Below are 13,047 nucleotides of genomic sequence, written 5' to 3' on the forward strand. Positions count from 1 at the left end.
GAACGAAAAAATAGGTTTTTTCAGACTGAATATGAAAAACCTACCCTTGAAAGGTGGGGAGTAGGGAGTAGGGAGTGGGGAGTAGGGAATTGGGAATTGGGAATTGTCATTTGTCATTTGTTATTATTCTCCGCGTCCCCCAGTCTCCGCGTCTCCCTCATCTCCAGTCGCTCATCCCCTAACATCAATCCCAAGGGTGCGGTTGACGTTTTCTAGGAACTGATGGATGATTTCGGGATAAACGTTGACTAAACTGGCTACAGATTTACCGTCGCCGTTGTCGATGACGTTGACTTTCTCTAGGTGAATGCGCTTGGGAATTTGCACTGCTTCTTGGAGTACGGTTTCGATTTGTTGAATTAAGAACAACTTAGAAGCGTCTGTTCCGGTTTGCTGCCAAATCTGGGAAAGAATATCGTTGACTAAAGCTGCTGCTTTGGCGTTTTCTTCTAGGTTGGCGGCTTCTCCCTTAGCACGTAGTTCTTGGGCTTGGCGTTGTGCTTCGGCTGGGAGAACTTCATCTGCTTGTAAGCGTAGCCGTTCTAATTCTGCTCGCAATGCTTGTAAGATTTGTTCGGCTTTGGCTTTCTTTTCTTGAGCTGCTGCTGTGGTAATTTCTTCTTCACAGCGGGCTGTTTGTTCTAGCTTGGCTTTAATTTTGCGGAGTTCGTTTTCTTTCTCCAGGACAATAATTTGGTCTTGAGTTTTGGCAACTTGAGCATGTTCTTCTGATTGAGCTTCTATTTGTTCTGCTTGAGTAATTGCATTAGATTCGGCAATTTCTGCATCTCGAATCACTAAAGCAATTTGCTTACGTCCCCAAGATTTGAGATAATCTACATCATCGGAAACGCTTTGAATTTTGAGAGTATCTAGTTGCAATCCCAGTTTGTTAAGGTCGCGGCTAACGTCAGAGGCAATACGTTGAGCAAAACTTAAACGGTCTTCGTTGAGTTCTTCGGGTGTGAGAGTGGCAACTACACCGCGCAGATATCCTTCAAGAGTTTCGCGAGAGACACGGGTTAATTCGGAGCGATCGCGATCTAAAAAACGTTCAATCGCATTACCCACAACAGCCGGATCTGTAGATATTTTCACATTGGCGATCGCTTGAATATTTAAAGGCGTTCCCCCTTTAGCGTAAGCGTTCCGCACCTCCACTCGTACAGGCATTGTCGTTACATCCATCCGCCTAATACTTTCCACAATGGGAATACGAATGGCACGTCCACCTACTAGCACTCGATAGCCTACTTCCTGTGCATCTTTAGTACGCCATTTCCGCCCCGAAAGAATTAAAATTTCGTTTGGCTTACAGATACACAAAAATGATTTCAAAAACCAGACAAATATAATGCTGCTAAAAATAAAAGCTGCAATCGGAATACTCGTCAACAGTAATCCTTCAATTGTATTGTTTTCCTCATTATTAACCCGCGTGTTGACATCAATCTGTGCTATCGTTACAGGCGCTACATTTTGTTGAAGAAATAATTTCATAGTTTGTTATTTGTCATTTGTCATTTGTCAAAAATCAAGAGTCAAAAGCTAAGAGTTATTCTCTTCCCCTGCTTCTTCATCTCCCTCATCCCCCTCATCCCCCTCATCTCTTCTACATCGCTACCACCCATACTTTATTGCCTTTGGTTCTGACAACAACGATGCGATCGCCTTGATTTAATTGTTGAGTTTCTTCTGTTAAAGCAATAAAATCTACTAGAGAACCTTTAAGATTAATACGCACTTTGCCCGGACTTTTATGATTTAAGGGAACTTCCACAGTTCCGAAACAGCCCACCACATTATTGACGCGTATAAGGCTATCTACTACTTGGCGTCGCCGTTGAAGATAAATCAATCCAACGATTAATACACCACCAAAAACACCTACAGCAACTGCAATCACAGCAATAATCAAGATTGGATTATTCATTGCCTCGCGCCCATATTGCAAATTTTTGCATCTAAAAAAATTCCTGAGTGCAGCAGAGTCCTATAAGTTATTCGATAGCAGCAGGACAAATTTCTCGATTTTGTTACAAATCGTTACTGAGGTTAGGGGAGTAGGGAGTGGGGAGTGGGGAGTAGGGGGAGATGAGGGAGATGAGGAGGCAGGGGGAGAATAAATAATTACGAATTACGTTAGCGCAGCGTTAGCGAGTCCTCGATAGCGTTAGCGAAGCGGTAGCGAGGTACGAGCGTCAGCGTAAAGCCTACGGCATAGCTTCGCTTAGAGCGACGCAGGAGCGTCGCTCTAAGCGAATTACGAATTAATTCGGCTTGCCTGCGATCGTAAAAGCTGCCCAATAATAAGGATGACTATAAAGCTTTTTATTTGGTTGCTGTTTAGTAGTTTTATACAGTTGAGCTTCTAAATAATTTTGAACTTCCAAGTTATCTAAATGTAAATTATTGAGTAAATCTTCATACCATTTTCTAAGTTCTTCAACAGTGAGTTCTTTTAGCCATGAGGTGGTTTCAGTTAAGGCTGTAGGTAATGATTGATTTTGTTGTAATCGCCGATAAAACTCTATCATTACCAAAGCATTAGCTGGTGATTCTACTATCCAGAGAGTACTTACTACATGGGGAACTCCCAAACTTAGAAAAGCAGTGGATAAATCTACATATTCAGTGCTGATAGAGTAGTTATTAGTAATAGAATTTTCACATGCAGGAAGAGTAATTAGGTTATAACTTGCCAGCGTGTTTTGACAAATTTGCTCTAAAGTAAGTTTGTCTTCACCTGTTAATACTAATTCTGTTTTTTCTGGTTCCAGTAAATTATTATTAACGTAACCTGTAAAATTGAATATATTGTAATCTTCTGATAAAGCTTTTTCTACAAAATTCTTCGTAGCTTGCGAGCCTGTTAATTGTTGGACATTATTAAACATTTGACTAATAATTTCCGACTCAAATTTAGCAAACTCTAGTTGAGAATAACCTCTACTTTTGGGATATTCTACACTCAGCAAAAACTGATTTTGCCACTGCCAAATACGTTCATTCTTGAGTGATAAACCTACTTGGACACTTGGTAAATAGATAATATTAAAATCCGATTCTCTATTTAGTAAATCTTCTCCAGTTGCAGAAGAGAGATTAAAAAGTACATGAATGGGTAATCTATATAAATCGCGATGCAGAATTAAAATTAGTTGAGTGATACCTTCCAATTCCTGAGCGATGGTGGAAATATTTAAGATTTTTTTGAGTTGTAGCAACTTTTGTTCCATATCCTTTCGCCAAGAGTGTTGCTCTTGACTGTTGCTACGATATTCTTGATATTGTTGATGCCAATCTTCTAACCAATCTTCAAATTTGTTGAGACGGCGCACTGCTTCAGGTAAAGGTAATTCATGTAGACGTGTAACTGTTTCTTCTGAAGATATCACTCCGATATCTTGTATGGGTGTAAACAGTAAAATAGGTGATGGTGCTTGGTCTTTAAGAATAAAAGTTTGTAAGGCAACTGGGCTAATGTGCCAATAAACGATCGCAGTTGTGGGATTAAGCAGTTTTTGCACTGCATCATAATAAGGTGAGTAAATCTCTTGATTCCAACCAAAAAGCAACAAGTTTAAACAAGCGTTTTTACCTTGTTCGGCAATTTCCCAAGCTTCCACCAAATCACCAGATTCTACAGCTAAATCAACTGCCAATTGATTCAAGCCTGCAAATTTCAAAGCTAGCTGTTTTTTATTTTCATCGGTGCGGGTAGTTTCACTAAGCAATTGATGTAACAAATCTATACCGCGTTGCTGCAATTCCTGTACTTGTGTTGTTTGTCCTAAACCCACAAAGGTTTTGACGAGACATTGCAAAATTTCTAAGTGCAAGAGAGCAAAATCTTCCGATGTCAAAGTTAACAGCGCTTGATGGTATCCAGCTACGGCTTTACGCCAATAATCGCGGGGTTTGGGTTGTTTTTTGCCTTGTTCGTAGTAAGTATTACCGATCGCAAAATGTAATCTTCCCCATCCTTCCGGGTGGGTGTCGGAACGCAGATATTTTAAACCTTCCTCATAACTAGCTAATTTTCCGGCATAACCTATCTGTTTGAGGGCAGGATTTTTCTTGACTATGCTGCTTGACAAACTCAGCAAGGTATCAGCATCAACTACATGTCCAGCGGTGTTTCCACGACTAATCCAAGCTTCCCAATAGTCTTGCTTGATTTCTATAGCTCGATCATAGCAAGCGATCGCTTCAGTGAATTGTTCTAAATAAAACAAAGCAGTTGCCTGATTATACCAAGCCAAATGGAAATCAGGTTTAATATTTATGGCTCGGCGATAGGAAGCGATCGCTTCTTCCCGGCGTCCCAAATTATCTAAAGCTATACCCCGGTTATACCAAGCCAAGTAAAAATCAGATTGAATTGATAATGCATGATCCCAAGAGGCGATCGCTTCTGACCACTGTTTTAAATTAAACAGCACTACACCCCGGTCTATCCAAACTTCGTAATAATCGGGTTGAATTTCTAATGCTTGATCATAAGAGGCGATCGCTTCTGTATACTGCTCACTGACAGCCAGTGCAATACCTCGGTAATACCAGTTTTCTTGGTCTTCTGGTTGCAGATTTAGCGCTTGTTCGTAACTAGAAATTGCCTCACTCAGCCATCCTAACTTGAGCATCGCCCAACCGCGACTAGACCAAGCTTCGTGTTCATCAGGCTTAATTTGTATGGCTTGATCAAAAGAAGCGATCGCTTCTTCAAAATTGCCTAATTCTCCCAAGGTTCCACCCCGTTTGTACCAAGCTTTGTAGTAGTCGGGTTTGAGTTCAATGGCTTGATTATAAGATGCGATCGCCTCGGTAAACCGCTTTAAGTGAAACAACGTCAAACCGCGATTAAACCAATATTCTGAGATATCGGGTTGAAGTTCTACAGCTAAATCATAAGAGGCGATCGCTTCAAACAAATTACCACTTTTCGCTTGCTGAAGACCTTGATAAAATAATGCTTGTGCTTGATTAATCCGATTTAAATGATGGGTGTGTTCCTCAATCACATTTGGGTAATTACCGGTTGAAACTGCCAAATTAGTTACAATTTGTTGCACTAAATTTGCACTTTGATCCAACCTCACCCACAATTCATCTAAAGCATACGCGACATTTGGGTCTGCATTTGCCAGAGAGTTATCTAAGATTTCTTCTGTGGTGCTGTTGCTGTGAGTAACGAAACTTGCTGATGGTGTTTGAGCTTTCTCTGTAGTGCTGTTGCTGTGAGTAACGAAACTTACTGATGGTGTTTGAACTTCCTCTTCATAGTCCCACCTCAGTTCTGTTAGGCTAGTGATTGAATCTTCTTTTGCAGGGATCAGCAGATTTGCCGCTGTTGTTTGTATATCTTCTGCTTCATGCTGCAATACATATTCCCTTGAGTTATCTGTTAAAGTTTCGTCCACAGGGGTGTTCGGGGGTGCTGATGTTCTTGTTTGTGCCTCTGGCTCATCATGTTCCCATAACTGTTCACCTAAGTTACGGATCAACTCTTGTCCAGGAGATGTTGATGTAATTTCTTGTGGTTCATCTTCATCATATTTCCATAACTGTTCGCTTAAGTTATGGATCAACTCTTGCCCATTAGAAGTTGGTGTTACTGTTGATGTTGCAGTTCCAATATCATTGGCTACTTGATTTTCCTCATGCTCTGTAGTTGGATTTTGCATTAACAGTTGTGTACCAATGTCATAGGAAATATCTCCTATGATGCCAATATCCAGTTCTCCCAACTGTACCAACCGTGTTGCTACTTGATGATTTGGTGCAGGTGAAGTGAGCAACCTCTCACCATACATTAGCAGCCAATCTAGCCAGCGCTCAGTCGGAACGTAAATTTCTATCCGCTGTAAATACCTGAGTACCCATTCTTGCCCTCGTCCTTGATGCACGCCTTCCAGCAAACGAGCAAACAGACGTTCCAGCTCTGCGTTAGACAGTTCTGGTAATGATCCTACTTGCTGGTATTGCCTTGCATCCCTTGGAGAACTAATTTGTTTACTGCCAAAGACATGCGTCAAGAACCGACTAAGCCACTGCAACAGCCACCTGAGCATCTGCCCCACTCTTGGATTTTATATTTTTTAGATTGTAGCCATCGTTGTGTGCAAAAGGTCACGATTTAAGTAAATACACACTATAGCAGAAGGTGGGGGGCAGGGGAATCTTTTATGAGTAGGTTTTTTAGATTTCGCGTTTTGGTTGACGCTTAAGCAAGCTATGCACAGCATCACCTAGAGGGAGAAAGCATCACCCCGTTACATAAACTCTCTCGTGTGTAAAATTACTTCCCCATGATCAGGAATCCAGGCTAGCCACTTATCTGCTGATACTGGACACAATAACAGTGCTTCATCAAAACTAAATGGGCTTGGAAGCTCCAAAAGCTTTACCCAATCAGCAGGAGGGAAACTCTGTGCTAACTGTTTAGTATAAAACTGGCTTAACAAATCCAGATTTTGCTTTGTTTGGGCTAATGCAAAACCCGGTTTTTCAGAATCTAGTTTCATAACCCGATACTAGCCATTATGAATGGGCTAATCTAAAATTATTTCTGTATCTTAGACTACAAAAATTTAATCATTTTTAAAAGCAAATTTCTTATAACTTTACTTTCGCTGAGTGCAACTGTTTGCATATATTGCGAAGTAGAACAGGTGTGGCGCGGCTAGTTGTAGACTGGCCACTAGATAGCATTTCTAACGAGAACATGTCATTTACTTCCATTCCCTCGCTACGTGAAAGACAACATCCCCTAGTTCGTCGGCTAGCTGATTGTATTGAGGCAGCATGGCATAAGCACCTAGAACTGTCGCCCTACCAATTGCCTGTTGAGTTAGGGTATGTAGAAGGTAAATTAGAGGGTGAAAAACTGACGATTGAAAACCGTTGCTATCAAACACCCCAGTTCCGAAAAATGCACTTAGAACTGGCCAAAATAGGAAATATGCTGGATATTTTGCACTGTGTCATGTTTCCTCGTCCAGAATATAATTTACCGATGTTTGGTTGTGATTTAGTTGGGGGTAGGGGTCAAATTAGTGCTGCGATCGCAGACCTTTCTCCTGTCAACTTAGAGCGTACCTTGCCAGAATCTTATGCTTTAGAACTAGCAGAGCTACCAGTGCTGGAATTTTCGCAACCCCGCGAGTTACCCGATTGGGCAAATATTTTCTCAGATTTCTGCATCTTTGTTCGTCCCAATTCTCCAGAAGAAGAAACAATGTTTCTCTCCCGCGTCCAGGATTTTTTAGAGATTCATTGTACCCAAGCGATCGCATCTAGTCCTGTTTCACCCGAACAAGTCACACAAATTATCGCCGGACAACACAACTACTGCACCAAACAGCAGCAAAACGACAAAACCCGTCGCGTACTAGAAAAAGCCTTCGGCTCAGCCTGGGCAGAAAATTACATGACCACAGTTTTATTCGATCTGCCAAGCTAAATTTGGGGGAATTGGGAATGGGGAATTGGGAATGGTCATGACGCGACGCTCCTGTGTCGCTCTAAGCGAAGCTATGCCGTAGGCTTTACGCTGACGCTCGATGACTCGCTCTAAGCGAAGCTATGCCGCAGGCTTTACGCTACGCTATCGCTACCGCTACGCTAACGTCATTTGTTATTAATTATTCTCCGCGTCCCCGTGTCCCCGCGTCCCCGCGTCTCCCTCATCCCCCTCATCCCCCTCATCTCCCTCATCTCCCTCATCCCCCTCATCCCCCATCTGTAGGTTCTGCTACGTTTTCTGGCAACTGATAAATGTAGAATTCATTCAACGATAGTTTGATAGAGTGCCAAAGCAACAAAGTCTTTGTAGTAAATATTCAAAGATAGTTGATTGCTTTGCTAAAACATCTAGCGTTGCACATTCAGTGTAAGGGTTGTTGACTACCGAAATGTCAAGTCGCTACGCTCCAATTCGTAATTATTACCCCATGATTCCAATCGGGGGCTTGAAACCAGAAATTACGAATTACGAATTATTTGGTCAACTGCGAAGACTGAAACTGTCTTGGGTGCATCTCGAAGTATTCATATAATCTCGTACCAAAACACATACCAATTCTCTAAAAGAAAACTACAGATTAAAACCTGGAAAACTAGATTACATGTGACGATTCTCTTAATTACAAATTACGAATTGGTATCAAAATATCTAGACGGCGAGCGATCGCCTGCTCTGTCCTGTCTTGAAAATAGGGGACTAGGGGCTAGGGATTGGGGAGAGGGATTTTCATGCGATCGTTGTGTGATTTCTTACATGGGCATCTAGCTTGAACTCACAACACCCTATTACTAGGAAGCCCCACGCCTTCAGGTTTCTGAAAAATGGCTCTGGGGTGTGTTGGCTATTGTTTTTACTAAAAACCCTTTTTGGCTAATCTAACTGCACCTAACTAACTTTTTTACTGACATCAGCACAATTTAGAAAAGCAGGCAACATACCATGTCAAGGGTGACTGAGAAGCCAAAACCAAGCGAGCAGACACTTACTCGTGAACAACCTAAAATTTGGTGGAGCATCGCTATGGCCCTGCCAGTATTAATTGCTGCTGGGGTACTAGGTACAGCCAAAATCGAGCAGTTGAAAAAACTAACTACATCTGTACCCATAGCGCCGGTTACTAACAGTGTTAGTGCCGTGGGGCGTCTAGAACCACGAGGCGAAGTTGTTAAACTATCTGCTCCTGCTTCAGGATTGGCAACAGGATCGCGAATTCAGCAACTGTTCATTAGAGAAGGAGAACGGGTAAGACAAGGCCAAGTAGTTGCGATATTAGACAGCCGTGATACCCAAACAGCAAACGTAGAAGAAGCCAAAGCCAAACTGCAAGAAGCTCGTGCCAATTTAGCGCAAGTCAGAGCCGGATCACCGAGAGACGTTCAAGCTCAAAGAGCAGTTGTTGCTCGCTTACAAGCTCAGTTACTTGGTGAGCGGGACGCAATGCAAGCGATGATCGCTCGAATTGCAGCCCAATTAAACGGAGAAAAACTTGCTCAACAAGCAACAGTCAATCGCCTAGAAGCGGAACTGAGTGGTCAAACAGATGCTTTAAGAGCCACATTAGCGCGTATCAAAGCAGAGCAACGCAATGCTCAAGTCGATGCTGGACGCTATGAGTTTTTATACCGAGAAGGTGCAATTTCGCAGCAGGAACGAGATAAAAGACGCTTGAGTGCAATCACCTCTAATCAGCAAGTAGTCGAAAGCCAAGCCACCCTCAGACAAACACTAGCAACCTTACGACAGCAACTAGCCGAAGCCAGAGCCAACCAGGTAAAAAACATAGCAATTTTACAGCAGCAACTTGTTGAAGCCAGAGTTAACCGGGACAAAACCGTAGCAACATTACAAAGACAAATTGACGAAGAAAAAGCCAAACTGAGTCGAATTTTAGAAGTTCGTCCTTCTGATGTACAAATGGCCCAGGCTCAAGTTAGCAATGCGATCGCTCTTGTGAGAAAAGCAGAAGCAGAACTTAGGCTAAGCTACGTTCAAGCACCAATCTCTGGCGAAATTTTAAAAGTTTACACCAAATCCGGCGAAGTTATCAGTCAAAATGGCATTGCCGAAATTGGGCAAACCGATCAGATGTTTGTGATTGCTGAAGTCACCGAAGACAGTATCGGTAGAGTGCGTATTGGTCAAAAAGCCACAGTCACCAGCGATAACGGAGCCTTTAACGGAGAACTCCAAGGAACCGTCACCGAAATTGGCAGAAAAATTGGTAAAAAAGACGTACTCAACACAGATCCAGCCGCAGATGTAGACGCCAGAGTTGTAGAAGTAAAAATTGCTCTATCACCAGAAGATAGCCAGCGAGTTTCCGGCCTAACTTACGCCAAAGTTATCGTCGAAATCAACAACTAATACCAATTCGTAATTCGTAATGACGCTCGCGGACTCGCTACCGCTGCGCTAACGTAATTCGTAATTAAAATATGGTTTGAAAAATTGGTATATAAGTCTCTTGTTACTCTCTGCGCTTCTGCGTGCAAAACAAAATCCTTATAACTGCTGAAAATCTTCAATAATGAATCAAAGAATCCCTCTGTCGTGGCTACAACTGACAAGAGAAAAAACTCGTCTAGCCGTGGCTCTGGCAGGAATTGCCTTTGCTGATATTTTGATGTTTATGCAACTCGGTTTTCGAGATGCTCTGTATTATAGTAACGTGCGATTCCATACCAGCTTACAGGGGGATATTGTTTTAATAAATCGTCAATCTAACGCTGTATTAGCAATGAAAAGCTTTTCTGGGCGACGATTATATAAAGCTTTAGAGTTACCCGCAGTCCAATCAGTACATCCCATATATTTAGACTACACAAGCTGGAAAAACCCCGTCACCGGTCGCCCTCGTAATATCCTTGTCTTTGCCATGAACCCAGAAGTTAACCTATTAAACTTACCTGGAGTTCAGGAAAACCTAGATAAACTGAAACTGCCTGATGTGGTTTTATTTGACCGTTCTTCTAGATTAGAATATGGGCCTATTGCTGCTAGTTTTGGTCAAGGTCAAACTGTAACAGCAGAAGTAAGAAGAAGACGCATCAAAGTAGGAGGACTATTTACTTTAGGTGCATCCTTTGGAGCAGATGGAAATTTAATTACCAGCGATGTTAACTTTTTGCGGATATTCGCCAATAGACAACGTGGATTAATTGATATTGGTTTAATTAGATTAAAACCAGGAGTAAACTCTAAAGTTGTTGCCCAAAACTTACGAAATTATTTACCTCAAGATGTCAATGTTTTAACCAAGCAAGAATTTATTGATTTTGAGCGAGATTATTGGGCAAGTGGTACAGCGATCGGGTTTATCTTCACATTAGGAACAGTCATGGGTTTTATTGTAGGAACTGTGATTGTTTATCAAATACTTTATACAGAAGTCACAGACCACTTAGCAGAGTATGCCACTCTCAAAGCAATAGGTTATACGCAAAAATATTTATTAATCGTCATTTTACAAGAAGCCTTACTATTAGCAGTTTTAGGTTATCTCCCTGGCATTGCTTTCGCTCTATTTATGTATCAAAGAGCTAGAGAAGCAACACTATTACCAGTTTTCATGAGTTTTGATCGGGCAATAATGGTGCTAATTTTAACTATAATAATGTGCTTTATTTCTGGTGTAATTGCTGTACGTAAATTACGTTCCGCAGATCCAGCAGATATTTTCTAGTGAATTTAATTGAATATAAATTCAACGTTAAGCCTGATCAATTATTAATTAAAAATATTTTATAATTGAAGCAGAGCCATCGATTTCAATCATTACATTTATTCTCTGCAAAATTCTTGGTATCAAATTGATAAAGAATGTAGTTTTTGAAAAAATCGATTAATGTGTTGTCAAAAAACTATAGCAATCTTTATCTGTGTATCTTAATTAAGAATTAACATGAAGCAAAAACCTGTAATTGCCATTAAAAAGCTTAACCATTACTACGGTAGAGGCGCATTAAGAAGACAAATTTTATTTGATATTAACCTGGAAATTTATCCAGGGGAAATTGTAATTATGACTGGGCCATCAGGGTCGGGTAAAACCACATTACTCAGCTTAATTGGTGGTTTGCGGTCTGTACAAGAGGGAAGTTTAAAATTTTTAGGTCAAGAACTATTTGGTGTCAATCAGAATCAGCTAGTGCAGATACGACGTAACATAGGTTACATTTTTCAAGCTCACAACTTGCTGGGTTTTTTGACTGCTAGGCAAAATGTACAAATGGCCGTGGAATTGAATGAGGCGATTTCTCACCTACAAGCGGTGACTAAATCAGAAGCCATGCTCAAAGCCGTTGGATTACAGGAACGAATTGACTACTATCCAGATAATCTTTCAGGTGGACAAAAACAAAGGATAGCGATCGCCCGCGCCCTAGTCAATCGTCCCCCACTAGTACTAGCAGACGAACCCACAGCAGCCTTAGATAAACAATCGGGACGCGATGTTGTAGAAATCATGCAGAGTCTTGCCAAAGAGCAGGGAACCGCCATACTGTTGGTAACACACGACAACCGCATTTTAGATATAGCCGATCGCATAGTAGAAATGGAAGATGGACTTCTCGCCCGCGATTCTCAAAGTATAGTTATGGTTCCAGAGTGATATTGGAGAGTGGGGAGTGGGGAGTAGGGAGTGGGGAGTAGGGAAAGATTTATTAGCCTAGCCAAGTTTTTTTATCCCATCTGGCTTTGATTGAGCTATGGCATTTGGCTGGCGACTAGTGCGAAAAGTGACATTCACGCCTTCATTCGATTGCTCTAGCACCAGCAGCGGCGTAGGCTTAGCCTTCTGATCCCAATGCATATAAGCAATACGACCTTGAATAGTCGGTTGCCAAGTATCTTCGTCTTCCATGGGGCTAAGATAAGTTTCAATACAATCAATAATTTGACTAATAGTTGCAGAAGTTGCTTGCGTCGGTAACTTCATCAACCTGATTTGAATCCGAAACAATACTCGCTTAGCAATATTTGGTGGAGTACCACTTTCATACTCTACATCAAAAATTTCATCCACCTGCCGTCCAGCGCTATTGGCAATTCCCACAGTCCCTTGTTGGGCTTGATTGGGACGCAAAGCTTGAGAAATTTTATCTTTGACCTTGATTTTGACTTGATTCAGGATCGCAAAATGAAACACCTCTTCTGACATCCGCATCCGTAGATAATCCAGATTAAAGTCCCGTGAGTTGACCAAATCGGGATTAGTTTCCATTTTGCGAATTGTTTCCAGTGCCAGCTTAAACTTTTTTTCTAGTTCGCGAGCGCGAAATTTTTCAAACTTGAGTTTTTTCTCCAGTTGATTCAGCTGGAGCTTACTATAGACAATTAAAGCAATCACCGCTAAAGCCAATCCTCCAGAACTAGCCACCAAGAATGGTGGTATTTGAGGAGCATTTATTGGCACTTCCTGAAATGCCTTTTTAGGTTTTGACCCTGGAGATTGGGCAATAAACATCGAAGAAAGCATATTGGGCAAACTAAAAAATTTGACTATTGATTTTTAGGAT

General features: G+C 41.5%; 9 protein-coding genes. 4 read left to right on the top strand and 5 right to left on the bottom strand.

The window, feature by feature from the left end; genetic code table 11:
* Positions 1-171: 171 nt before the first annotated feature.
* From AC5JMF_RS01620 to AC5JMF_RS01635, 4 genes are all read right to left on the bottom strand, one after another.
* Entirely contained in the window at positions 172-1,500 is a 1,329-nt protein-coding gene (locus tag AC5JMF_RS01620; protein ID WP_495793975.1) for a flotillin family protein, read from the bottom strand.
* 112 nt (positions 1,501-1,612) lie between these two features.
* A complete protein-coding gene (locus AC5JMF_RS01625) occupies positions 1,613-1,933 on the bottom strand; it encodes an NfeD C-terminal domain-containing protein (RefSeq protein WP_495793976.1) in 321 nt (106 codons plus the stop codon).
* Positions 1,934-2,270: 337 nt separating this feature from the next.
* The gene (locus AC5JMF_RS01630) at positions 2,271-6,074 is read right to left on the bottom strand and encodes a CHAT domain-containing protein (RefSeq protein ID WP_495793977.1); all 3,804 of its coding nucleotides are present in this window, start codon (positions 6,072-6,074) and stop codon (positions 2,271-2,273) included.
* Between the two features lie 201 nt (positions 6,075-6,275).
* Positions 6,276-6,527, bottom strand: a complete 252-nt coding sequence (locus tag AC5JMF_RS01635) for a hypothetical protein (protein ID WP_495793978.1) — start codon at positions 6,525-6,527, stop codon at positions 6,276-6,278.
* 200 nt (positions 6,528-6,727) lie between these two features.
* Between AC5JMF_RS01635 and AC5JMF_RS01640 the strand changes: the two genes are divergently transcribed.
* The 4 genes from AC5JMF_RS01640 (at position 6,728) to AC5JMF_RS01655 (ending at position 12,140) form a co-directional block, all read left to right on the top strand.
* Complete coding sequence (locus AC5JMF_RS01640; protein WP_495794019.1) at positions 6,728-7,465, top strand: phycocyanobilin:ferredoxin oxidoreductase; 738 nt, start codon at positions 6,728-6,730, stop codon at positions 7,463-7,465.
* A 1,002-nt stretch (positions 7,466-8,467) separates the two neighbouring features.
* Positions 8,468-9,892 carry an HlyD family secretion protein gene (locus AC5JMF_RS01645; protein ID WP_495793979.1) on the top strand — a complete coding sequence of 475 codons (1,425 nt, stop codon included), beginning with the start codon at positions 8,468-8,470 and terminating at the stop codon, positions 9,890-9,892.
* Positions 9,893-10,055: 163 nt separating this feature from the next.
* On the top strand, positions 10,056-11,210 hold the full coding sequence (gene devC / locus AC5JMF_RS01650; protein WP_495793980.1) for an ABC transporter permease DevC: 1,155 nt from the start codon (positions 10,056-10,058) through the stop codon (positions 11,208-11,210).
* A 219-nt stretch (positions 11,211-11,429) separates the two neighbouring features.
* The gene (locus AC5JMF_RS01655; protein WP_495793981.1) at positions 11,430-12,140 is read left to right on the top strand and encodes a DevA family ABC transporter ATP-binding protein; all 711 of its coding nucleotides are present in this window, start codon (positions 11,430-11,432) and stop codon (positions 12,138-12,140) included.
* A 57-nt stretch (positions 12,141-12,197) separates the two neighbouring features.
* Here the strand turns inward: AC5JMF_RS01655 and AC5JMF_RS01660 are convergent, their stop codons facing one another.
* The gene (locus AC5JMF_RS01660; protein WP_495793982.1) at positions 12,198-13,007 is read right to left on the bottom strand and encodes a hypothetical protein; all 810 of its coding nucleotides are present in this window, start codon (positions 13,005-13,007) and stop codon (positions 12,198-12,200) included.
* Positions 13,008-13,047 lie beyond the last annotated feature (40 nt).

The organism is Desmonostoc vinosum (genome assembly GCF_059505385.1).